We start from the raw sequence: 23,951 nt of genomic DNA on the forward strand, positions 1-23,951 counted from the left end.
TGGCACCGACCGACCAACCGCATGAGAAGTTTGTATTCCCCGAAGAGGTACTGCCTCGCGGTAATGCGCTCTAACGTAACAACGCTTTAGTAGAAAGCACGGCTAACGCCGTGCTTTTTTGCTTAATCGATAGATTAATTGGCGAATTTTGGGAATAAACTCCAATTTTTTCCTCTTTGCCCAGTCAAATCAAGGTTGGTTGTGTTACCTTAGCTTTAGTAGCTTAGCTGATAGATACTAAGCTGCTATAGAAGTTAAAAATAACCGTTTAGGGAATAAGGAGGTGATGCCCATGCAAGATAGTAGTAAACGCGTGGGTCTCCAGGTTGAGGTAAGCCGGCTGTGTGCCGGGGCTGTTCGCTAACAGTCAGTTCCTCGGATCTCTTCTGAGATCTTCTTGTGAAACTGGTTGTTGGAGATCCTTCCGGCAGTCTGGTTTCAACCTGAGACCCGCTACACCGCTCCCATTCTATGAAAGTGAGGATTTCCAAGCTTTCCCCGAATGGGAGCGGATAGTTTTTTAAATTACAGATAGCCAACCATTTAATAATTTATCAGTCAACCATCTTTGTACTTTAAAAACTACTGATACTACAGTTTTTTTGAGATTCTGGAATTTTAGTCGCTTTGGTTGTAGTTTGGCGAGCAAAATGACAACTGTACTGACAGAAGCCCAAGTCCAAGAGAAAGCAGCAAAACTTCAAAACTGGATTATTGAAGGTAAAACAATTAAGACCGTCAGAACGTTTAGTGACTTTGTCGAAGCTATCAACTTTATCAACAAGCTAGTAGAACCTGCTGAATCAGCTTGTCATCATCCCGATTTAGCTATTTCTTACAACCAAGTTACTATTACGCTGACGAGCCACGATGCGGGTGGCCTGACTGAAAAAGATTTTGAAATGGCAGATCTTATCTCACAACTCAAGTAGCCTCAGGCATCTTTAGGTTTAGTTGCAAATTTAATAGCTTACTAGGCAGCCGAGACGTTTAAGCAAGCGTCTCGGTTTTTTATTGCGGGTATATGCAGATAAAGCTTGGCTCTTCCACAGTAGGGACTCAGGTTAACGGCTACTTAACAACTTTTAGAGCAGTACTTAAACCAACTCTCAGCACAAGCTCATCTAAGTCAAAAGTACCTCTTTTACTATTCAGCTGAGCCGAAAGATTCGTCTGTATGGCGTGTTCTAAGGGCGAACTAGCTTGTCAATAAAGTGTGAGGAAAAGGGGACATGACTCAATGGATACGGACGTCTTTAATAGCTAACTCCACAGCAGCGAGTGTTGTACTTGCAGTGGTCGGTGCTGGTACTGCTGTTGAGACGGCTAATGCCTCGGTTCTTGATCAGGTTTCTGGTTACTCCAGTGAGTCCGTTCAGCTAGCTCAGGTAACCAGCGTTTCTGAACTTTCTGACGTGCGCCCGACTGATTGGGCTTACACTGCTCTGCAGCGCTTGGTTGAAGAGTATCGCTGTATTGAAGGTTATCCTAACCGCACGTTCCAAGGTAACCGGGCGATGACTCGTTATGAGTTTGCGGCTGGTTTAAATGCTTGCTTGGATACCATCGTGCAACTGATTGGTGGTGGCGACGTTGACACCAACGATTTAGCAACCATTCGCCGCTTGCAAGAGCAGTTCCAAGCTGAACTAGCCACGCTACGGGGTCGTGTAGATGCCTTAGAAGCTGATGTAGCTGAACTCGAAGCTAATCAGTTCTCTACCACCACAAAATTGCGTGGTGAGGTCAATGCTAATGTTGTTGTACCCTTTGATGATTTTGAGGATGTTGAAGACGCCACGATCTTCAATGCTCGCGCTCGCTTGAACTTCGATACTAGCTTCACGGGTGAAGACCGCTTGCGGATTCGCTTTCAAACAGGCACGGGAGCTGCTGGCTTGGGAAGTGAGGCGCTTGGCTTCCAGGGTACGGGGTTTGAAGATGCAGCTAGTAACAACAGCAACCAGTTCCGGGTTGATGACTTTTTCTATCAGTTTCCAGTAGGCGATCGCATTGAAGTTATTGTGGCTGCTAATAGTATTCGCGGTGACAACTTTGTGACCTCAACAATTGTTCCTTTCGATGGCCCCGGCGTTCTAGATGCCAATGAGCCTAATATCTATGAATTTGATATGGGCGGCAGCGCTGGAGCGGGGATTAGCATCTCGCTCACCGATAGCCTCTTCTTTGATGCAGGTTATTCTTATGACGAAGAAGAAGGCTCTAATCCTCAGATTGGTGCTTTTGCCGCAAATGAACAAAGTTATATCGGCCAGCTTAGCTTTCTAAGCGATGGCCTGCTCGATTTGGCTTTTGTCTTTATGCGAGGCAATGATGGCGACGACGACAATGGAGTGGGTGGAGCTGTTGGTGTTCAGAGCTTTACTAACACTTTTGGAGGTTTAGCCAGTCTAGACTTCGGCCGATTTATTCTGGCAGGCTACTTTGCTTACCATGAATCTGAAGAAGACTTGGGTGCAGGTTTTGATGATGACACGATCTCCTTTCAAGCAGGCGTTGCCTTACCTGATTTGTTCTTGGAAGGTGATTTGTTAGGTATTTATGGAGGATTAGCACCCACTTATGTAGATGATGCTGATCCAATCTATATCGAAGGCTTTTACGAAGTGCCTGTTAGTGACTACCTAACGATTACGCCTGCCGTCATCTATCTAGATGGTGATGGTGTCACTGATGCCGATGACCAAGAAGGTTTGTTTGGCGCTGTCCGAGCGACTTTCACTTTCTAAAACCTTGACTTTAGCAGGGAGCAATCCATTGCCCCTGCTAGAGTCCCTAAGGCTGCTGTTGAGCTAGGCTCAAGCCACAGATCTGTTTGTGGAACTCACGCTTTTGCAGTAACGTCCAATATTTCTAGCTGAGCATCTAGCTAGCCTTAGTTAGATCTGCTAATATCAGCTTGAGGGCAGTGAGCTATGCCTGAGGTAATAGCCTTGGGTCATATTTCTACTGCATAGGATAGGGATTAAGTTTCAAATCCTTCTGATACTCTTGTCCGAAGGATGTCAATTTTCCCCTTATTCAGGTGTGAGGAAAAAGGTAAAAATGTCTAAACTACTGTGGAAGTCTTTATTGGCTAGCCCAGCAGCAGTTGGTGCAGCACTTGTAATGTCTAGTGCTGGCTTTGCCGCTGAAACTGCTGAAGCAGCTCCTGTCTCTGTGGATGCCCAAGAAACCGCTTCGGTTCTCGATCAGGTTTCTGGTTACTCCAGTGAGTCCGTTCAGCTAGCTCAGGTAACCAGCGTTTCTGAACTTTCTGACGTGCGCCCGACTGATTGGGCTTACACTGCTCTGCAGCGCTTGGTTGAAGAGTATCGCTGTATTGAAGGTTATCCTAACCGCACGTTCCAAGGTAACCGGGCGATGACTCGTTATGAGTTTGCGGCTGGTTTAAATGCTTGCTTGGATACCATCGTGCAACTGATTGGTGGTGGCGACGTTGACACCAACGATTTAGCAACCATTCGCCGCTTGCAAGAGCAGTTCCAAGCTGAACTAGCCACGCTACGGGGTCGTGTAGATGCCTTAGAAGCTGATGTAGCTGAACTCGAAGCTAACCAGTTCTCCACCACCACCAAATTGCGTGGTGAAGTTTCGGCTAACGTTGTTGTTCCCTTCGATACTGCTGAAATCGGTGGAAACGACATTGAAGACTCTACTATCTTCAACGCCCGGGCACGCTTGAACTTCGATACCAGCTTCACGGGTGAAGACCGCTTGCGGATTCGCTTTGAAACCGGTACGGGTGATGATGGTTTAGGCCAAGACATTGGCTTCACTGGTTTTGAAGATGCGGCTGGTAACAATAGCAACCAGTTCCGTGTTAACGACTTCTACTATCTCTTCCCGGTTGGCAATCGTATTGATGTAATCGTCGCAGCCAACAGCATCAAGACCGATGACTTTGTTACCTCTACCATCGTTCCTTTTGACGGTGCTAGCGTAGCTGACATGGGTGGCCCTGTTCTCTACGACTATGACATGGGGGGTAATGCTGGTCTAGGCGTTAGCATCGCTTTGACTGATAGCATCGTATTTGATGCTGGTTATTCCTTTGATGATGCTCAAGGTTCTAACCCTGAAATTGGTATCTTTGGTGCAAATGATCAAAGCTACATCGGTCAGCTTAGCTTTTTGAGCGATGGCTTCCTGGATGCGGCTCTCGTTTACATGCACGGTAGCAACGAGGGTGGTGAAAACTACACCGATACCTATGGGGGTCTACTTAGCTTAGACTTCGGTCGCTTCATCTTAGGTGGTTACTTTGCTTATCACGAAGATGATGATAACAATGACGATACTTCCTTTATGGGTGGTATTGCTCTACCCGATCTCTTTGCTGAAGGCGATGAGTTAGGGGCTTACGCAGGCATCCTACCGGATAATGCGATTGGTGATGTCGGTCCTATTGCAGGGATACCCGATAGTGAAGATCCGTTTTATGCTGAGATCTACTATGGCATTCCTATCAGCGAGTACCTGACCATTACACCTGCTGTTATCTACCTAGACGGTGATTTGCAAGGTCTTGGTGGTGGCGACGATGATGAAGCTCTGTTTGGGGCTATTCGTGCGCTATTTACCTTCTAGAAATCTAGCTCAGTACTACTTAGCTGCATAAGCTGACAAAGCCCTGCCTAGTGCAGGGCTTTTTTGTATCAAAAATATGGCTTACAGCTTAGTTGAAATCTATTCCTTTTATAGAAAATCTTCACAGGCTACTAGCGGTTTCTATAGCTTAAGCTAGTCACAGCGTGTTTATGAGAGCTACATGACTCAGTATTCTTTCAGAAAGAAGCTGACGGGAGTATTGGCAATCGTCTTCGCTACAGCGTTTTGCCCAACCACTTCTGCTTCAGCCCAATCAACTAACCCCATTTTAGAAACCTTGCCTCGTCTGCCAGACGAGACGGTTGAGTGCGAGGTCTTGATTGTGGGGGGTGGCTTAGCGGGTACGGCGACGGCTTATGAAAGCTTACTGGCAGGGCGAACCGTATGTTTGACTGAAATTACCGACTGGGTCGGAGGGCAGCTAACTTCTCAAGGCACTTCTGCTTTAGATGAAGCGAGGCGACAGCGTCAACTGCTATTTTATTCTCGGGGATACAAAGAGCTACGCGATCGCATTGAGCGTTTCTATAAGATTCTCAATCCCGGTAGCTGTTGGGTGAGTGTCTCTTGTTTTATTCCTGAAGATGCTAATACAATTTTGTCGCGACAGCTAGCCGATGCAGCCCGCCGGGGTAAAGGTACCCTGAAGTGGTTTCCGGCGACTGTGGTTAAAGATTTGGATCTTAGCCTCGACGGCAGCATGATTGAAAGTGCGATCGCTATTCAGCACAGTCCGGCTGCGGCGTCGGTGCAGATGAATGTCAATCCACTTTCCTATGTCATAGAAGATGCCTATAGCTACGAAGATTCGTCGTTGCTCAGCAAAAAAATTATTCAGTTTGTTCCTCAAGTCACGGAAAGCAATGGCCCTGCGGATTGGTATGTGGTAGAAGCGACTGAAACGGGCGAAGTGATTGCCTTAGCTGATGTGCCTTGGCGCGTAGGGCTTGATCCGCGATCTTATCTCAATCCGTCTTCTCCGGTAACCAGCCAAGATCCTTACTGTACCCAAGGGTTTACCTACACGTTTGCAATGGAGCAGACGGCGGAGCCACAGCCGCAGACAATGCCGCCTTACTATCCGCAATACGAGCCTTACTATAGTTATGAGCGCGATCGCGGCGAAGACTTTAACTACTTTGATTTTGTTTTCACGTATCGTCGGATTTGGAGTCCTAAACCTCGACCTGAAGCCCAAATTTTTGGCGTTGCTGTGCCGCAACCTAATGACATCTCCATGCAAAACTGGACATGGGGTAATGACTATCGTCCGGGTACCGCCGCAGACAATTTGATTTATACCGAAGAGCAACTGCAAGAACTTGGCCAGCTCGAACCCGGTGGCTGGCTGGGGGGGCTACGCACCGAAACGCTACGCCGCGGAGAAGAAAATGCCTATGGCTATTACTACTGGCTGGTGGCGGGTACGACTGACTCTCAACTTGGTGATGGCGTCAAGCAACCCCATCCTAATCATCGTTTTCTAGCTGGTTTTGATTCGCCTATGGGCACAGCTCACGGCTTGTCGAAATACCCTTACATTCGAGAGGCGAGGCGAATTATTGGCCGACCAGCCTATGGCTATCGTGAAGGGTTTGCCATCAACGAAATTGATTTTTCTTGGGCAGATTTTCGTGCAGAGTATTATCAAAACTTGCCACCAGAGCTTTACCAAGATTTGTGGCGGGCGCTGGCTGGGTTAAATACGATTGCAGCCATTGAACAAAATCTTTCGCCAGAGCAAATTGAACGGCGATCGCGATCGCATATTTACCCCGACTCGGTTGGAATTGCTCAATACGCAATCGACTTTCATCCCTGCATGAGCGCTTCTCCACCCGAAGCCCCTGGTAACACCGAACGCGCTGGTGTGCGCCAAGCTCATGGGCAAGCTTACCCAGCTCAGATTCCGCTGCGATCGATGATTCCGCAAAATGTTGACAACCTGTTAGTAGCTGGTAAAAGTATTGCCACTAGCACAATTGCAGCCGCGGCTTATCGAGTACATTCCTTTGAATGGTCGGTAGGAGCTGCCGCCGGGACGACGATTGACTTTGTGCTTGATGAAGGCATTTTGCCTTATGAACTGGTCGATAACTTGCCTTTGGAAGAACCGCAGCTAGAGCGCTTACAGCAGCGTTTAAACCAAAACGGTAATCCCACTGCTTTCCCCAACACTTCAATCTTTAACGAAAATTGGGACGATTGGCGACCTTGGTAATTTGCCGCTGTCTGTAGTGGCGTGGTAAGTCATGCCACTACAGTTAACAGCTAACGCTTAGATAATCATGCCATCTGGAATAACGGCGTTTTTCAGCACCACAACGATACCGCTGCGGATATAAAACCCTAGATCTTCTCGCTCTGCTTCTTCAATATTTTCTTTATTGACGATTTTGACATTGCGACCAATCCGGGCATTTTTATCCACGATGGCGCGTCGCAAAATGGTTCCTTCGCCAATACCCATTGGAATTTTGCCGCGCGTTAGATGCTGGCTACTCTCTGACATGGGTTCGTAGTAGTCGGCACCCATAAGCAAAGAATTTTCAATCACACAGTCGGAGCTAATGCGCTGCCGTAGACCAATAACGGAGTGTTCAACTCGGCAGTTTTTTAGAATACAGCCTTCACCGATAATAGATTCAGTGACATGGCAATCTAGCAGCTTGCTGGGGGGAAGATACCGCGATCGCGTATAGATCGGAGCGTCTTCGTGATAGAAGCTGAAAGCGGGCTGGGGTTGATGAGTAAGCGCCAAATTGGCATCATAAAAAGCTTCGATGGTACCAATATCTTCCCAATAACCATCGAATAGATAAGCTTGAACGTTATAGTCTTTAGAAGAATTTGGAATAATTTCCTTACCGAAGTCCGTTTGCTCCATTGAGCGCTTCAGTAAATCAACCAGCACTTGCTTCTTGAACACATAGATCCCCATCGAAGCAATGTAGGGCTTCTCTCTGGCTTGCTCAGGGGTTAAACCCAACGTTGAGGTATCTACCTGCATTTGCCTCAAGGCATCTCCCTTAGGCTTTTCTGAAAAATCGACGACTCGTCCAGTCGAATCGATCTTCATGAGTCCAAAGCTAGAAGCTAGCTTTTCTCCGATTGGGACAACCGAAAGCGTCATATCGGCGTTGGTGCTGCGGTGGCGCTCAATAAAGAGGCGATAGTCCATCCGGTAAAGATGATCCCCAGAGAGGATGAGGTATTCATCGACATCCCACGCCTCAAACATCCATAGGTATTTACGGACGGCGTCAGCGGTTCCCTGAAACCAACCTGGATTTTCGGGGGTTTGCTGAGCGGCCAGTACTTCTACAAAACCGTCGCTAAACTGAGAGAAATTATAAGCTCTGGCGATATGCCGATTCAGCGATGCCGAGTTGAACTGGGTTAAAACATAAATTTTAAGAATTTCTGAGTTAATACAGTTGCTGACGGGTATGTCGATTAATCGATATTTACCAGCCAGAGAAACTGCGGGTTTTGCCCGATATTTTGTCAGGGGATAAAGGCGGGTGCCGGCACCTCCACCCAAGATGATCGATAATACTCTTTTCACAAAAAACCTCTCAAACTGCCAGTCATATCCCGACCCATTCATCTTAAGTGTGAAGCTGGGAGCGCCAGTTTGCAAGAGGTATTAGATATAAATCTTCAGACGGAGTTTTAAATGTCAGCCAAAACACATCGCCGGAGACAACAGGCGATGGTTTGGCATTCATGTGTACTATTAAGGGCTAAGTTGACGACCTGTTGGTACTAAGTGCCCTTTTTGCAAAATGTGGCTGATCACAGCTTTGATCGTGTCTCGCAACGCTCGCTGATTTGCGCTGTAGTCAATAGTAACGGTCATGATGTAGCGCTCGTCATCGACCTTGAAGGCCAGCACGGTACCAATAACCTTAGAATTTTGCCCTAGCTTTTCTCCAATCCAGTGGACGCGTTTGTTGTTGAGTTCATTGATGGCGGCGTAGCCAAACTCCCAATCATATTGACCCACCAGTGCGTCTAAAATTTCTTCGTCGCCGGGATGCTGAAATAGGTAAATTTGCCGCATCATCTCGGTCAGCTCGTTGGCGGTCATGCGGTTAGGAATAGAACCCGCGTTGGCAGGATAAGTAGAATCGCCTACGAGTTTGTAGTCTACAAACAAGGTATTAAAACCGCGATCGCGAAAGGTTTGGTTAATAGCGTCTCGTCCGATGTAGTCGATTAGCTGGTTAGTGGCAATGTTGTTGCTTTCTTTGATCATGCGAGCCATGACTTCTCGCAAGGGGTACTCGCGATCGACAAAGATTTTGGCTCCGTTGGCATTTTCGGTAAAATTGCCGGGATCAATATAAATTTTGCTATCCAAATCAATGTTTTCTTGAGTGACCTTTTGCATTAAGGCCACTGCAATAGGAAGCTTAATCAGACTAGCCGGACTAGCCGGGGGTACGTCGCCCTGAAAATCGCGACATTCGCCATCGATGTGGCAAAGCGTAATGCGAATAGCTTCTGGGCGGTCTGTTGCTGCGGCAATCTCTTGGAGAAAACCGGACTCGGCTTGATCGACCTTGTCGGCAACAACCTCAACAATCTGCTGATACTCTTGCGCTTTGGCGGTAGCCTGCTCAGTGATGACTGAATCGGCTGGAATACTGTTAAGCTGGGCGATCGCTGCTTGCCAGAGAAATTCTTCTTGCTGTAAAGCCTGCCGGGTTGCCTGCCCTGTTTGGCGAGTTTGAAGAGCCTGCTCAGCTAGCTCAAGGGCGCGGCGGTAATCAGCCTCGGCTTCTTCTTCTAGGCGAATGCGACGAGAAAGGCGCTGGGTCAATTGGGCGATCGCGACGTAAGGTGACAGCGCCCCTGTTTCTTGAGGGCGCTGTAGTTTGGGCAACGCCGTCAATTCAACATTGAGGCGATCGCGCATTTGATAGAGCTGATCGAGTGAGTCTACTTGTTTGATTCGATCTAGCAGCGGGTGAGAAGACAATTCATTAGGAGCCAGTGCGGTTGATGAGCGTAGGGTAACTAAACCGAGGGTCAGGGCTACAGTATTGGCAATCACAGCAATGGAAAACCAGGCAGCTCGCATACACTACCTCAGGGGGCAAAGGGAACAGCAATAAAACTTAAACTCGACTCTACACTAATTCTTAGTAACTGCATCGTGATGTTTGGATGGATACGAATTGTGAATCTAACCTATTTTTTAATCTCAGTTCTACTCTCTTGGGGATGAATAGTAACGACTTCTGTGGGTTCAAAACAGAGAGAGTTGTGTAGGGCGGCAACGAGGGGTTTGCTAAGGACTGCCCATTTCTGACGTGGGAACCTATACTGATAGCTTGAGGTCAAACGCCGCCTGTTAAGTCTAGCTAAGGAGATTGCATGTCATCTATCCGCGAGTTGCATCAACAGCTCACGAATAAGGAGCGCTCTGCTGTCGAAATTACCCAGTCTTATTTGGAGCGGCTGCAAGCACTAGAACCCCAGCTTCACAGCTTTTTAGCGGTGACCGCTGACAAAGCCTTAACGCAGGCTCATCAGGTTGATGCCAGGATTGCCGCTGGTGAAGCAATTAGTCCTTTAGCGGGCATTCCGATTGGACTCAAAGATAACCTGTGTACCCAAGGCGTTCGCACAACCTGCGGCTCCAAAATCTTGCAAAATTTTGTGCCGCCTTATGAATCGACAGTGACCCAGCGACTTGCCGCAGCGGGGGCTATCTGCCTCGGTAAAACAAATTTAGACGAGTTTGCCATGGGCAGCTCGACCGAAAATTCTGCCTATCAGCTCACAGCCAACCCGTGGGATCTAGCAAGGGTACCGGGGGGGTCGTCGGGGGGGTCAGCCGCAGCAGTGGCGGCTGAACAATGTGTGGTTGCGCTTGGCTCAGATACGGGTGGTTCGATCCGGCAGCCAGCCGCCTTTTGTGGGGTCGTCGGTTTGAAGCCAACTTATGGTTTGGTTTCTCGCTACGGACTGGTGGCTTATGCGTCTTCGCTTGACCAAATTGGCCCTTTGTCGCGCACGGTTGAAGACTCTGCTATTTTGCTGCAGGCGATCGCTGGCTATGACCCTAAAGACTCTACCAGCCTCAAAGTTGAAATTCCTGACTATGTCAAAGCGCTCAAGCCGACCCTCGATCGTCGGAGCCGTCGTCGGATTGGCGTGATTAAAGAAACCTTTGGCAGTGGGCTAGATCCCGTGGTAGAGGCAGCTGTCAAACAGGCGATTGAACAGCTACAAGAACTCGGTGCTGAAATTCAGGTGATTTCTTGCCCGCAGTTTCGCTACGGATTGCCGACCTACTACATCATTGCTCCTTCAGAAGCGTCTTCTAACCTGGCACGCTACGACGGCGTCAAGTATGGGCTGCGGGCAGACGATACCAATTTGCTCTCGATGTATACCAAAACCCGGGCTGAGGGCTTTGGTAGCGAAGTTAAACGCCGCATTATGATTGGTACCTACGCGCTCTCAGCCGGCTACTACGATGCTTACTACCTCAAAGCTCAAAAGGTGCGGACGCTCATTAAGCAAGACTTTGAGAAAGCTTTTAGTCAGGTAGATGTGCTGGTGTGCCCTACCACGCCGACAACCGCCTTCAAAGCGGGGGAAAAAACAGACGACCCCCTCAGCATGTACCTTTCGGACTTGATGACGATTCCTGTCAATTTGGCTGGATTGCCCGGTTTAAGCCTTCCCTGTGGATTTGACGCGCAAGGTTTGCCGATTGGTTTGCAGCTGATCAGTAACGTGCTGAGAGAAGATTTGCTGTTTGAAGTGGCCTATGCATACGAGCAGGCAACCGAGTGGCATAAACAGAGTCCCAAATTAGACATTTGAAAGGTGGCTCGGTAGAAGCTCTGCTGCAGTCTTTGGCTTTCTGAGTTTTGATAAAAGCGCGTGATTGTTAACTGGCGTACTTTATTGATTGGCCTGGGGATAGGGGCGATCGCCTATGGCTTAGCGGCTACGCTGCTGTGGTGGCGACAATCGCGCTATATTTTCTTTCCGGTGCAAGAACTCGAGGTTACGCCAGCTGCGCTCGCGCTCGCATTTGAAGAAGTCTGGCTGACGGTAGATAGCCTTGAGGATACAAAAATTCATGGCTGGTGGATCCCGACAACAGCCCCTTTGCCATTAGGAACCCTGCTTTATCTGCATGGCAACGGTGAAAATATTGGCGCTAATTTAGGCTTAGCCCATCGGTTTCAGCAACTGGGCTTTTCAGTATTTTTGTTTGACTACCGGGGTTACGGACTCAGCCAGGGGGCATTTCCGAGCGAACAGCGGCTCTATCAAGATGCAGAGGTCGCATGGCAATATGTGACGCAGGTTCGCCAGGTACCGCCTGAACAAGTGTATCTGTTTGGCCATTCGCTCGGGGGGGCGATCGCAATTGAACTTGCCACCCGCCAGCCCCAGGCAGCCGCCTTGATTGTGCAAAGCTCCTTTACTTCCATCCCAGCAATGGCTCAGCGTACTTTTTACGCCAAGCTATTTCCGGTTGATTTTTTGCTCAGTCAACGCTTTGATTCGCTGAGTAAAGTTGCCAAACTACAAATGCCGGTTTTCTTTATTCATGGCCTAGCAGATGTTAGCGTTCCACCAGAAATGAGCCAGCTTTTGTATCAGGCGGCGGCTGAGCCTAAACAGCTTTGGCTGGTACCCCAAGCCACCCACAACAACGTCGCTGAGGTGGCAGGAGAAACGTACGAGCAAAAGATTCGACAGTTTTTGCCATAGCGGTTTGGCCTGTAGGCGCAAAGGGGCTACAGAGGGCCTTCGATTTGGGCGTTGAGGCCGTAGACTTCGCGACTGCCCGCCAAGGCTACAAGGGTGACTGTTCGTTCGTCGCCCGGTTCAAAACGAACGGCGGTTCCGGCTGGGATGTCAAGCCGCATTCCTCTCGCTTGCTGCCGTTCAAAGGCAAGCGCAGCGTTAACTTCATAAAAATGAAAATGAGAACCGACCTGAATGGGGCGATCGCCTGTGTTGGCCACCGTTAAGGTGACGGTGTCGCGCCCCGCATTGAGTTCAATCTCACCTGTTTCTACCCACAATTCACCCGGAATCATGCCCGACCTCCTATTCGAGTAATTAAAGCTTGACGTTGCTCGTTTAGCTCTCGCTCAACCCGATAGAGCGACTGCCTGAGTTCTCGTTCGTAGCTGCCTGTTGGCTGTGTCTCTAACAGCTTTTGCAAAGCGAGTAAGTGAGCCGTTTTAGGAGCCAATTCACTGGGAACTTTGACATCCGGCAGTATTCCTGTTCCTTCCCAATTGGTTTGGGTGACAGGGTTAATAGCGCGACCCGTAGGCACAAATAGCCAGAAATGGTCGTTGATTCGCTGGCCGACGCCGGGGTTAGCACCGCCACGGGTTGTTTCTCCTACAACGGTAATTCGCTCTAGAACTTTGAGATTGTAAGTAAACTCTTCGGCTGCTGAAAACGTTGTTTGGCTGGTGAGGACGTAGACGGGCTTTTGCAGGTAGCGTTTGCTGGGCAAATAGGGAATTGTCCACCATTGCTGGGTTTTGTTGTCGGTGCGCCAGTACAAATCGTTGAGGTGAAGGGGGGGATATTCCGGCAGCAGATAGCTACACAGCAGGGCAACCATGGCGGGTGAACCGCCGCTGTTGTGCCGCAGATCGATAATTAGCGCATAGGTGTGGCTTAAAAACTGCATCGCCGCGATCGCCGTTTCGCCCGCAAATTCGGGTGGCTCAAAGCCGTAGAGTTCTAAATAGCCGACGTTACCTGCTAGCCGCTCTACTCGATTGAAGTCAAAATTGCGCAGACTGCTGAGGTGTCGCTGCTGGGCTAGTTCTGCCGGAGTTGGTTCTGTATTTGGCGCTAAGTGAGGCAGCGGTTCGGGGCTGTAGTAAAGGCGCAAATGGCGATCGCCGCTGAGTTCTTGTAGTTGAGTTGTCAATATCTCAGCTAGCTGGCTAGCACTTTGAATTTCGCTATAGTTGCCTGTCGCTAAGCGATCGCGGATGGCTTGCTGTAGCGTTACTGCTACCGTCTCAAACACATAGGTTTCTAGCTGGGTAAGAACACCCTGGAGAACCTCGTGACATAGGGCTGGATTGAGAGGCTGATCGCCCTCATTTGGCAGATCTGGGGAAAGATCGCTCATCATGTTCACTGAATCGGGTTATGCACAGTCACTAGCTTAGTGCCATCGGGGAACGTCGCTTCTACCTGTACTTCATGAATCATTTCAGCCACCCCCTCCATGACGTCGGCACGGCTAAGTAGCGTCGTCCCGTAGCTCATCAGCGCTGCAACTGTCTGCCCGTCTCTAGCGCCTTCTAAAATAGCGGCTGAGATATAGGCAACAGCTTCAGGATGATTGAGTTTGAGTCCCCGGTTTTTACGGCGTTCTGCTAACAGAGCAGCGGTAAAAATCAGTAGCTTGTCTTTCTCCTGGGGCGTTAACTGCATAGCGGCTCAGCGTGGATGAACAGCAACTAGATTAGCGGCAATTCGCCCGTTGCCGACGTAATTGCGGATAGCTTTTAGCTTTGCTTCGGGTTTGCCTGACATCCGCCTCAAATGTTTTGCCAAATTTTGACGGTTTTGTCTGCACTAGCGCTAGCAATGTACTGACCACTGCGATGAATCGCGACGGCAGTAACGGCTCCGGTGTGGGCAGACAAGCTATGTTTGAGGTTGCCTGTTTGGGCATCCCAAATTTTGACTGTACCATCGCGGCTACCGCTGACAACCGTAACGCTATCAGGGGCGATCGCGACGGCATTAACCTCCTGGGTATGGTCGCTCAGGGTGTGAATCAGCCCACCTGAAGCCATACTCCACAACCGCACTGTTTTGTCTTTGCTGGCGCTGGCAATCAGCTTGCCGTTGGGGGCGATCGCTACCTGGCTCACCGAGTTGAAATGCCCCGAAAAAGCCCGCACCATTACCCCTTGCTGTAAATTCCAAAGGCGCACCTTATTGTCTAAGCCACCGCTGACTAGAAAGCGTTCATCTGGGGTAATCACCACCGACTTGATCATGCCTGCTGATCCCGTCAAGCTTTTGATCAGCGTGCCTCTATCTAACTTCCAGAGTTTGATGGTGCGATCGTCACTGCCACTGGCTAGCAGCCAACCGTTAGCCCCAATGGCGACGGCATTAACGTCTCGAATGTGGCCCTTAATGGTTTGCAGCAGTTCCCCTGTCGCTAAATTCCACACTTTGATAGTATCGTCATCGCCACAGCTAGCTAAGACCTGTCCTCCCGGACTGATGACCACTTCGTTGACACCGCGAGCATGACCCGCCAGGTTTTCTAGCATGGCTCCTGTTTGCAAGTTCCACAGCCGAATGGTGTCATCCAAGCTGCCACTTGCCAGAATCGGGGTTTTAGGATTAAACGCAATTGTCGTTACCCAAGAGCTATGACCGCTCAGCGTCCGGACACAGCGCCAACCACGAGGCGCTAAAGGGCGTTTGCCCACCGACTGACTGGCGGGCGTACCGCCGCTATAGGCGGGCGAAATGCTAGGGGGTTGGCTGGGAGGACGTGAGGAGGTGCCGCCTGGTCTAGAAGGGGGGGCACTAGGAGGTGAAGAAGTGGAGATTTTGCCTTCAGGATGCTGTCTGACCCAGCCCGGAACAGCCCCTTCTAAGGAAGGTAGCCCCCGTAAATCCGTCAGCACGTCTTGGGCAGAAGCATAGCGATCGCTGATGAGATCTTTAACCAGCCGATCTAAAACGTTGCCAAGCTGCGGACTCACCTTCAAATTGTTTTGTTGCAAGGCTTCTCGCCACATCCAGCGGCCTTCTAGCGGGCTGTAAAGCCTTTCCGGCTTAACGCCAGTGAGCAAGTGCAGGCAGGTCGCACCCAGGCTGTAAAGGTCGCTGCTGGGATAGGCTTGGCCGCCGCGAAGTTGCTCAATAGGGGCGTAGCCTTCAGTGCCGATGCGGGTACCCGGTTCGTGCAAAATGGTTTCGCTAAACTGTTTGGCAACGCCAAAATCGATTAAAACCAGCTTGTTATCGACCTGACGGCGAATAATGTTGGAGGGCGTAATATCCCGGTGAATAATGTTGCGTTCGTGGACAAACTGTAGCACCGGGAGCAAGTCTTCTAATAGCGATCGCACGCCAGCTTCGTCTAAGGTGCCGCGACGGCGCATTTCTTGCAGCAGCGTTTTGCCATCAATCATCTGCTGCACCAAATACAAATATTGATCTTGCTCAAAATAAGCCATCAGCGTTGGGATTTGCGGATGCTCACCCAAATCATGCAGGCGTTCGGCTTCTTGCTGAAAAAGCTGAATGGCTTTGTCTAGAGATTTAGTGCCCTGAGCCTGGGGCGCAAACTGCTTCAGCACACAGTAACTATTCAGGCGATCGCGATCTTGAGCCAGATAAGTCCGTCCAAAACCGCCTCGACCAATTAGCTTAATGGGGCGGTAGCGGCCTCTGAGATCGGTAATGATGGGTGTGTTGCAGCACTGACAGTTCCCAGCCGCATCTGGGTTTATCGGTTGAGCACAGTTAGGATTTAGGCAGCAAATCATCTCTGGCAGTGCAAAGAAAGGAATGTTGGCGAAGTTTATTAAATTTCTTTTTAGTTTATGGACTAACCGCTATGGGTTCATTGATTTCGAGTGATTGCCAGACTGTTTGTCGTCACGCTAGAGGACGAGATAGATCACACCTTCAGGCTAGGCTCAAAGTCTGGCGATTCAGCGCTCAAATCCCAACCTCAATGCTCAGCATTTCTTTACAAAAAGTAGAAGTCGAACACTCAGGAAAACGCTTGCGGTAAGGTGATCATAAACTGATTTTGAGAAAGCTCTGCATAAGATGACCTTGGCGCACCCCCATCCCTCCCATCAAAAGGCTAAAGCTCTTCGTCCGGGGGCCAGACGCCCCGCAAAGGAACTCTGTAGTGAATGTGGCCTTTGTGATACTTACTATATTCATTACGTCAAAGAAGCCTGCGCTTTTCTAAATCAGCAGGTGGCTGAACTTGAAGCTGTCACCCACGGTCGTAGCCGCAATTTAGAGGTGTCCGACGATCTTTATTTCGGCGTCCATCAAGACATGATGGCCGCGCGTAAACAGCAGCCGATTGCCGGGGCGCAGTGGACTGGCATTGTCAGCGCGATCGCGATTGAAATGTTAACGCAGGGGTTAGTAGAAGGCGTCGTCTGTGTGCAGAATACAGCGGCTGATCGCTTCCAGCCCCTGCCCGTTATTGCCAAAACTCCCGAAGAAATCTTGGCTGCCCGGGTTAACAAGCCCACGCTGTCGCCTAACCTTTCGGTGCTAGAGCAAATTGAGCAGTCGGGTCTGAAGCGCCTGCTGGTGATTGGTGTAGGTTGCCAAATTCAAGCCTTGCGGGCTGTTGAGCAAAAGCTAGGTTTAGAAAAGCTCTATGTGTTGGGTACGCCCTGCGTAGACAACGTCACCCGGCAGGGGCTACAAAAGTTTTTAGAAACTACCAGCCGTTCGCCCGAAACCGTCGTCCATTACGAGTTTATGCAAGATTTTCGGGTGCATTTCAAGCATGAAGATGGCTCTACCGAGACTGTCCCCTTCTTTGGGCTAAAAACCAATCAGCTCAAAGACGTTTTTGCCCCTTCTTGCATGAGCTGCTTTGACTACGTCAATTCTCTGGCTGACTTGGTGGTGGGCTATATGGGTGCCCCCTTTGGCTGGCAGTGGATTGTTGTGCGCAACGATCGCGGTCGAGAAATGTTAGAACAGGTGCAAAATCAGCTTGATACTCAGCCTGTTTCATCACAGGGCGATCGCCGTCAGGCTGTGCAGCAGAGCATCCCCGCTTACGACAAGGGCGTTACGCTACCGATGTGGGCGGCGAAACTCATGGGCATCGTCATCGAAAAAATTGGGCCAAAGGGGTTGGAATATGCGCGTTTTTCGATCGATTCTCACTTTACCCGTAACTATCTCTACGTCAAACGTCACCATCCTGAAAAGCTAGAAGCGCATGTGCCTGCTTATGCTAAGCGGATTGTGGAGCAATATCAGTTGCCTGACTAATGCGTATCTTGTTGGTTGACGATGAAGCTGAGCTAACTGAGCCGCTGAGCCGTTTGCTGCAAAGAGAAGGCTATCAGGTTGACGTGGCGACTGACGGTGGGGTCGGCAGCCAGCTAGCGGCTGAGCATGCTTATGACTTGCTGATTTTAGACTGGATGCTGCCAATTAAAACTGGGCTGGAAATTTGCCAGCAGCGGCGATCGCAGGGCGATGCAACCCCTGTGCTGTTTCTGACCGCCAAAGATACGTTAGACGATCGCGTGGCTGGGCTAGATGCGGGGGCTGACGACTACCTGATCAAACCTTTTGAGCTACGAGAGCTACTGGCGCGGGTACGGGCGTTGCTGCGTCGCCCTCCCACGTTAGAGCGGCCTCTATTGGCTGCACGGCTGCAATATCAAGACTTAGCGCTAGATATGGAAAATCAACTGGCTTATCGCGGCGATCGCCCGATTGATCTCTCTGAAAAAGAAACTCAGCTTTTAGCCTATCTGATTCAGCATCCTGAGCAACTGCTGACCCATGCTCAAATTTATGAAGCCGTTTGGGGAGAGGCTCATAAACCCAGCAGCAACGTTTTGGCGGCTCAAATGCGGCTATTGCGCCGCAAGCTAGAGCAAGAACACGAACCAGCACTTATTCATACCATTTATGGCAAAGGCTACCGCCTTGGCACAGGGCTGCTTGAGAACCCAGCCGAGCGCTAATTAGCGGCGTTTTAACTCAATGCTATAGGTAGTTTGTCCTTCTGAAGTTCGCCCCCGAAAGCAACGAACTTGATAAATCCCATCTGCTAGACTCAGCAGTTTGCCGTCATCTTCCGGCAGCAAAAAGTCAACCAGTTGCAAATCGGTAGAGGTGGCAAGTCGCGGCTCGGATTCGTAGTCGCTTTCGTTCACTGCTTCTAAACGGCCATCAGCCGATTGAACAAAATCGGGGGGTTGGTGAAAGCTCAAAACGGTTTCTCCGGTGGCGCGCACCAGAGCGTAGACGGGAATGGCTTCTGAATCAAGAGTATTCATACCGTTACTTAATCCTCAATTAGGGATATAAAACTGATTCAAGCTCAAATCTAAGCCTCTAGCCAATGGGCTGTTGATAGATATTTAGCTAACCCGGCGATCGCTGTCGCCACCAGCGTGGAGACATTTCAATGGCTGCAAGCCGCTGATAGAAAAGCTTTTCTGCTAGCCGCTACCCTCAGCCTTCTACCGCTAGCTATAAATCATTTCCCGCAACTGAGAGATTATTAGAACAATCCTGAAGTTTTGTATACTGGGAACCTAAAGCCCCAGGCAAAAGATTATGGATTCACAGGTTCCTACCATTCAGTTTTATGAAGGCATTTCAGAGCAGCTTAGCAATGTTAGCTTGCGTCGCGATCGCGCTACAGGCGCAAAACTTGCGATTTTAATTTTTGAGCAATTAAAGTCTATTGAGCAGTTCAACAGCTTTCGTAATCGCTTCTCTGGCAGTTTGCAACTAATCGACGACGAAGGCACGATTAGCATTGAACCAGCCGGAGTTAAGTTTATTTTTGGGGGGCCTGAGGGTGACGATCTAGAGCGAGTCGAATGTACGCTAGAAATTGATCGAGACGACTACTGGGAACGCTTCATGCGCTTTATGCACCGTTACGCAGATGCCAACGGCATGGCCTACGGAGATGCTAGCCCAAGGGGTGAGTAAATCTCAAAATTAGCGTGCCGAAAAGGGAGAAAAAAGAACGCATGAAAGTTGCCATAACCGGAGCTACAGGATTTGTCGGCAGTCGCTTGGTAGAGCGCTTGCACCAAGAGGGACATAGCATTAAAGTGCTGACCCGCCAGCGAGAAAAAGGCCAGCGGCTGTTTCCAGCGTCGGCTTTTCCTAGGGTTGAAGTGATTGCCTATTCGCCGCTAACCACTGGCGACTGGCAAGCGGCGATCGCTGGCTGTGACGGTGTGGTTAACTTGGCGGGCGAACCCATTTCAGAGCGCTGGACGCCAGCCCACAAACAAGCCATTTTAGAAAGTCGTCAGGTAGGTACCGAAAAACTTGTCGAAGCGATCGCCAAAGCTGACCCTAAGCCGACTGTGCTGGTGAGTGCGTCAGCCGTTGGCTACTACGGTACGAGCGAAACGGCTCGTTTTGATGAAACCAGTCAGCCAGTTGAAACCGATTTTCTGTCTCAGGTTTGTCAGGCTTGGGAAGCTGCGGCTGAGCCAGTACAGTCTCTTGGCGTTCGCTTGGCCATTGTGCGGGTAGGCATTGTTTTGGGTATGGGGGGCGCGATCGCCCGCATGATTACCCCGTTCAAACTTTATGCGGGTGGCCCCATCGGTAGCGGTCGGCAGTGGTTTTCCTGGATTCATCGAGAAGACCTAGTTAGCTTACTGAGCAAAGCCCTCACCGATGCTCAAATGCAAGGGGTTTACAACGCCACAGCTCCCCAGCCAGTACGGATGAACGAGCTATGTCAAGCCTTAGGCGAAGCGATGAACCGTCCTTCCTGGCTACCTGTACCTGACTTTGTGATTGAAGCCTTGTTGGGCGATGGCGCTAAAGTCGTTTTAGAAGGCCAGCAGGTATTGCCCAAGCGAACCCAAGCCACCGGATTTCAGTATCAATATCCTCAAGTCAAAGCGGCCTTAAAAGACATTGTCAGCCCGCTATAGGCGCGATCGCCGAAGATGCTGTCCTCCCCCAAAATGACGCCAGCTACCTAGGCGTTTAAGCTAGCAATGGGGGAGTTAGCGCCACCCGTTTAGTAACTAGCGGTTGCCCGGTGTGCGGCCACCTTCATCGTTACTCCCCCCTCGCGGGCTAGAATTACCTGGATCGCAGCCTTCAGCCCCATTGCCAATGCCTTGGTTGCAGTTACGGCGATCGCCATCGTCATCGTCGTCGCCATCGTCGTCGTCGCCATCATCGTCATCATCCCCTGAGATGACGGTGGTATTAGTGTTGGTTTCAACCGTTGTTTCAGTATCGGTTTCAACCGTTGTTTCGGTTGTCGCCCCCTGCAGAATACTGGCTAAATTGACAATGTAGCTAGAAGAAACCGATTCAGCCGCCCCTAAGCTTACCAATGCCTGATAGACATACGCGCAAGCTTCGCCGCGAGTCACAAATTCAGTCAATTTTAGCTCACGCACATTGGGGTAGTTGACCAGCACTTGCCTTTCCACCAGCGCTGCAATTGTGACTCGGTATTGACTGGGAATTGTGTCAGCATCGACAAAAACACTCAAAATTTCATCAACGCTTCTACCTGAGGTAACTTCGGTATAGCCTAACGCTCTAGCTAGCATCACCAGCATTTCTAACTTAGTCATGCGGGTTTCGGGTTCAAAAGCATTATTCGAACCCAAGTTGAGAAACCCCATTGTGTAGGCTTGCCGAATGGCGCTAAATGCCCAAAATCGGCTAGAAACCCCTTGAACCGAAACGCTCTGGCGCACTGGCTGTAGACTAAATGCCTTGCTGACAATGGCGGCATACTGAGCCCTTGTCAGGTAAGCCGTGGGTAAAAACTGGCCATTGGGAAAACCGCTGACCACGTTGAGCGTCGAGAGTCTATAGACGAATGTGCTAGCCCAGTAGGTACTGGTAATGTCGGTATAGCTGACGGTGGTGGTTGTGGTGGTCGTGGTTGTGGTTGTGGTGGTATTGCTGCTGCTGCCGCTACTGCTGCTACCACCGTCATCATCGTCATCCCCGCCGTCATCGTCGTCATCCCCGTCGTCGTCATCGTCTTTGAGCTGAGACTGCGGTAAGGAATTGGTTTGCTCTGCTGTGGCTTTATCTGAGGTTGGAGCGACTTCCGTTTGCTGAGCAGAGGCAGTTAACGCCGAAGAAATCAAAAGTAAAGCGATCGCAAGCACAGTTGCCAAAGAAGTGGCTTGAGGCAGAATTCTTAACAGAAAGGGGCGCATCTCTAGTCCTACTTATTCAAAACATCACGCAGCACAGAACAGGCTTCTCGCTAAAAGCCCGTTGTTTAGTCTTTGATGGCGGCAAGCCGAACGCTAAATTCGGCTTATCCTTTCTAGGCAAGACTGTGATCTTAGACACAAGTTCCCCATATACTTGGTAACTTTATCTACCTGCTATTTAGGGAGAAGTCACGTCGTTTGATTGAGAAGTGGCTGGTTTTAATGGCTCCTCCAAAGGCAAAATCCAGTCGGCGGGACGCAGCGATCGCTGTTCTTGAGCCAAGTCCACCAGCGGATCGATCAGCAGTTGAGCGGGCCGACCGTTGAGCGAAACCCAAACCCGCGCCCGTACTTCTAGCGGTTGATCACCCTGAGTTGGCACTGTTTTAGCTAAGTAGTGCGCAAACTGCAGCACCATGTCAGGGCGGCCTGCCATTTTTCTGATCTGCCAGCTTGCCAAAAACTGCTCTGGCGGCAGACTTTTAACGACCTGCGTTGCCGGATCGCGTCCTAAAAATTCTGCTCGACCCTGTTTATCGCGTAGCTTCATATGCCAAGCAAAGCGGTGTCCTTCTTCGGTCCAGCTAACATTGCCAGGGTACAGATAGTGGCGCAATGGCAATAAACACTGCACGCTGACGTAGATTAGCAAACAGCTTGTGATTAAAGCCCGGTAGCGCTGAGGAGCGATCGCTGTGGTAGAAGCTTTAACCGGGATGTTTAATAAAACCGCCACGGCTTGCCGGGGCCAACTCGGTGGAAAAAAGAGAGCGGTCGCGGCAATCATGAACCAGGGAAAAATGCCAATGACAAAAAGTTTGGCATTTGTGAGATGAAACAAAACTGCAAAAACAAAGGCTATTAGCCGAGTTTGACGCCAAATTAATAGCGGTACGATCAGCAAATCCAATAGCAAACCGCTATAGCTAAGCAAATAAACCATCCATTCAGCCGTGAAAAAACGGCCAATCAGCGGCAGGTCGGTTGAACTCGAAAGCCACAGACGCATGGGTTCTCCCCGCAGCCAGTCACCGTTGAGCTTGGCAATGCCACCATAAAAGTAAGGCACGCCAATTTGAAAGCGCAGTAGCCAGAGCGTCCAGGCGGGGGCGGTTTGAGACAGCAGTTTGGGCTGGCGCAAAACATCGATTGAACAAAGCCGATGTGCTGGCAGACCTATGAGCAAAAAGCTCAGCAAACAAATTAGATAAAAGTGATTTAAGTAGCGAGCCTGCTCTAGCAAAAAGATATAGGTAAAGCCCAGAAAAAAGAGCAGCGTACTCAAACGGTAAAAGCAACCCAAAACAATAAACAAGGCCAGCACGCCGAGCAAGGCAAAATGCCAGATCAAACCATTTCCGGGCCAGGGTTGCACCCAGCCAAAGCCGGGATAGGTAAAGTTAAAGGCTGGGTTCATCCAATAGGCTTGGATCCAGCCGTGGTTGAAATAGCGCTGGACTTCCCACAGCAAAATGCTGCCAAAAGCGATACGAAAATAAACCAAAAAGGCAATATCGACAGGTTGCCAGAGCCAATCTTGAAGTTGTTTAAGCGGTTGCACCGATCGCCGTCTCACTAGTACGCTAAAAGTTCGATCGCGATCGCCCCGCTTCAAGTTCCCTGGCTAACTCGTTAAGATAGGCATAGTCTCGCTGTTTACAGCCGAGCTACCGTAGCGGCCAGTTTCTCAAATGGGGTTTGGGCACTTTTTAGGCGCGATCGCGTCTTCTTGCCCAGGCGCATCAACTGCTATAGCTATAGGCACCAGGGTTAAATCACTCAAATGGTTGAAAGTCTTTTGCCAAAGGGCTTTCATTCTGACCGCTGCCGTTAGCCTACCGCTTTTGGCAATAGATGTCTGGGCGAGTTGGCAAAAGTGAGTTTTGCTGCAAAAGTGTAATTGTTAGATAGAAGACATCTATCTTAAGGTTTATTCTGCGATGAATGTATAAAGCGGCTGATATAGCCGTGGTGTGAGTCGAGATTTAACAACCCATCCTTATGTTTCAGTTTGTGCGTTTTCCTGTCTTGCCTTTTATGCTTTTGCTGGCGGGGTTGGGAGCTTGTAGAGTCAGCCTAAATCAGTCATTTGATGCCCTTGGGCAAAGGCTAGAATCCCCAACGCCTCAGCCAATCAAAATGCAGCAACCTTCTGCAAATGTTCCTTCGTCTGTTTTACAAGGGTGCGTTGTGGAGGCTACCCATGTTGCGGACGACGCGATTGAAATTCAGCAAGCTCAACTGCTGCGAGATGGTACATTTTTGATTCAGTGGCAGGAGGGCAATCATATAGAAGGTTCTTGCCAGGTGGATGGGCAAGGTAACGTCATTGCGATCGCCTCTGCCAAACTGCCGCAAGCTCAATAAAGC

Annotated in this window: 20 protein-coding genes; 11 read left to right on the forward strand and 9 right to left on the reverse strand. The window is 49.8% G+C overall.

Features of this window, described 5'->3' with window-relative positions; all coding sequences use genetic code 11:
- Positions 1 to 650 precede the first annotated feature (650 nt).
- From ACTS3T_RS16390 to ACTS3T_RS16405, 4 genes are all read left to right on the forward strand, one after another.
- Positions 651 to 932, forward strand: a complete 282-nt coding sequence (locus ACTS3T_RS16390) for a 4a-hydroxytetrahydrobiopterin dehydratase (RefSeq protein WP_462935276.1) — start codon at positions 651 to 653, stop codon at positions 930 to 932.
- Between the two features lie 300 nt (positions 933 to 1,232).
- A complete protein-coding gene (locus ACTS3T_RS16395) occupies positions 1,233 to 2,750 on the forward strand; it encodes an iron uptake porin (protein WP_462935263.1) in 1,518 nt (505 codons plus the stop codon).
- A gap of 316 nt (positions 2,751 to 3,066) precedes the next feature.
- A complete protein-coding gene (locus ACTS3T_RS16400) occupies positions 3,067 to 4,611 on the forward strand; it encodes an iron uptake porin (protein WP_462935264.1) in 1,545 nt (514 codons plus the stop codon).
- Positions 4,612 to 4,792: 181 nt separating this feature from the next.
- Positions 4,793 to 6,853: an FAD-dependent oxidoreductase gene (locus ACTS3T_RS16405; RefSeq protein WP_377964943.1), complete on the forward strand. Its 2,061-nt coding sequence runs from the start codon at positions 4,793 to 4,795 to the stop codon at positions 6,851 to 6,853.
- A gap of 57 nt (positions 6,854 to 6,910) precedes the next feature.
- On the opposite strand, the gene ACTS3T_RS16410 is transcribed toward ACTS3T_RS16405, so the two are convergent.
- Positions 6,911 to 8,200 carry a glucose-1-phosphate adenylyltransferase gene (locus tag ACTS3T_RS16410; RefSeq protein WP_377964941.1) on the reverse strand — a complete coding sequence of 430 codons (1,290 nt, stop codon included), beginning with the start codon at positions 8,198 to 8,200 and terminating at the stop codon, positions 6,911 to 6,913.
- Between the two features lie 171 nt (positions 8,201 to 8,371).
- Positions 8,372 to 9,721, reverse strand: coding sequence for a serine hydrolase (locus ACTS3T_RS16415; RefSeq protein ID WP_377964939.1), 1,350 nt, complete (start codon positions 9,719 to 9,721; stop codon positions 8,372 to 8,374).
- A 296-nt stretch (positions 9,722 to 10,017) separates the two neighbouring features.
- Here ACTS3T_RS16415 and gatA point away from each other — a divergent pair, with 296 nt between their 5' ends.
- The gene (gatA, locus tag ACTS3T_RS16420) at positions 10,018 to 11,478 is read left to right on the forward strand and encodes an Asp-tRNA(Asn)/Glu-tRNA(Gln) amidotransferase subunit GatA (protein ID WP_377964937.1); all 1,461 of its coding nucleotides are present in this window, start codon (positions 10,018 to 10,020) and stop codon (positions 11,476 to 11,478) included.
- Positions 11,479 to 11,538: 60 nt separating this feature from the next.
- Complete coding sequence (locus ACTS3T_RS16425; RefSeq protein ID WP_377964935.1) at positions 11,539 to 12,381, forward strand: alpha/beta hydrolase; 843 nt, start codon at positions 11,539 to 11,541, stop codon at positions 12,379 to 12,381.
- Positions 12,382 to 12,407: 26 nt separating this feature from the next.
- Here the strand turns inward: ACTS3T_RS16425 and ACTS3T_RS16430 are convergent, their stop codons facing one another.
- The 4 genes from ACTS3T_RS16430 to ACTS3T_RS16445 form a co-directional block, all read right to left on the reverse strand.
- Entirely contained in the window at positions 12,408 to 12,713 is a 306-nt protein-coding gene (locus tag ACTS3T_RS16430) for an urease subunit beta (protein ID WP_377964933.1), read from the reverse strand.
- Positions 12,710 to 13,777, reverse strand: coding sequence for a S41 family peptidase (locus ACTS3T_RS16435; RefSeq protein WP_462935265.1), 1,068 nt, complete (start codon positions 13,775 to 13,777; stop codon positions 12,710 to 12,712). Before ACTS3T_RS16435 ends, ACTS3T_RS16430 begins: the two co-directional genes overlap by 4 nt.
- A 5-nt stretch (positions 13,778 to 13,782) precedes the next feature.
- Positions 13,783 to 14,085, reverse strand: a complete 303-nt coding sequence (ureA, locus tag ACTS3T_RS16440; protein ID WP_377964929.1) for an urease subunit gamma — start codon at positions 14,083 to 14,085, stop codon at positions 13,783 to 13,785.
- Between the two features lie 107 nt (positions 14,086 to 14,192).
- Complete coding sequence (locus ACTS3T_RS16445) at positions 14,193 to 16,172, reverse strand: protein kinase domain-containing protein (RefSeq protein ID WP_377964927.1); 1,980 nt, start codon at positions 16,170 to 16,172, stop codon at positions 14,193 to 14,195.
- Between the two features lie 289 nt (positions 16,173 to 16,461).
- On the opposite strand from ACTS3T_RS16445, the gene ACTS3T_RS16450 reads away from it, so the two are divergent.
- Both ACTS3T_RS16450 and rppA read left to right on the forward strand, forming a co-directional pair.
- Entirely contained in the window at positions 16,462 to 17,664 is a 1,203-nt protein-coding gene (locus ACTS3T_RS16450) for a Coenzyme F420 hydrogenase/dehydrogenase, beta subunit C-terminal domain (protein WP_377964925.1), read from the forward strand.
- Positions 17,664 to 18,371, forward strand: a complete 708-nt coding sequence (gene rppA / locus ACTS3T_RS16455; protein WP_377964923.1) for a two-component system response regulator RppA — start codon at positions 17,664 to 17,666, stop codon at positions 18,369 to 18,371. The genes ACTS3T_RS16450 and rppA overlap by 1 nt, the downstream gene beginning before the upstream one ends.
- On the opposite strand, the gene ACTS3T_RS16460 is transcribed toward rppA, so the two are convergent.
- Entirely contained in the window at positions 18,372 to 18,686 is a 315-nt protein-coding gene (locus ACTS3T_RS16460) for a hypothetical protein (RefSeq protein WP_377964921.1), read from the reverse strand.
- Positions 18,687 to 18,969: 283 nt separating this feature from the next.
- Here ACTS3T_RS16460 and psb28 point away from each other — a divergent pair, with 283 nt between their 5' ends.
- Positions 18,970 to 19,353 carry a photosystem II reaction center protein Psb28 gene (gene psb28 / locus ACTS3T_RS16465; protein WP_377964919.1) on the forward strand — a complete coding sequence of 128 codons (384 nt, stop codon included), beginning with the start codon at positions 18,970 to 18,972 and terminating at the stop codon, positions 19,351 to 19,353.
- A 41-nt stretch (positions 19,354 to 19,394) separates the two neighbouring features.
- The gene (gene thyD, locus ACTS3T_RS16470; protein WP_377964917.1) at positions 19,395 to 20,321 is read left to right on the forward strand and encodes a thylakoid membrane protein ThyD; all 927 of its coding nucleotides are present in this window, start codon (positions 19,395 to 19,397) and stop codon (positions 20,319 to 20,321) included.
- A gap of 96 nt (positions 20,322 to 20,417) precedes the next feature.
- Here thyD and ACTS3T_RS16475 read toward each other — a convergent pair whose 3' ends face one another.
- Positions 20,418 to 21,530, reverse strand: coding sequence for an S-layer homology domain-containing protein (locus ACTS3T_RS16475; protein WP_377964961.1), 1,113 nt, complete (start codon positions 21,528 to 21,530; stop codon positions 20,418 to 20,420).
- Between the two features lie 229 nt (positions 21,531 to 21,759).
- Positions 21,760 to 23,196: an HTTM domain-containing protein gene (locus ACTS3T_RS16480; protein ID WP_377964915.1), complete on the reverse strand. Its 1,437-nt coding sequence runs from the start codon at positions 23,194 to 23,196 to the stop codon at positions 21,760 to 21,762.
- 524 nt (positions 23,197 to 23,720) lie between these two features.
- Between ACTS3T_RS16480 and ACTS3T_RS16485 the strand changes: the two genes are divergently transcribed.
- Entirely contained in the window at positions 23,721 to 23,948 is a 228-nt protein-coding gene (locus tag ACTS3T_RS16485; protein ID WP_377964913.1) for a hypothetical protein, read from the forward strand.
- Positions 23,949 to 23,951: the final 3 nt, after the last annotated feature.

Source organism: Almyronema sp., from assembly GCF_052168255.1.
Classification (GTDB): domain Bacteria; phylum Cyanobacteriota; class Cyanobacteriia; order Phormidesmidales; family Phormidesmidaceae; genus Sphaerothrix; species Sphaerothrix epifaneia.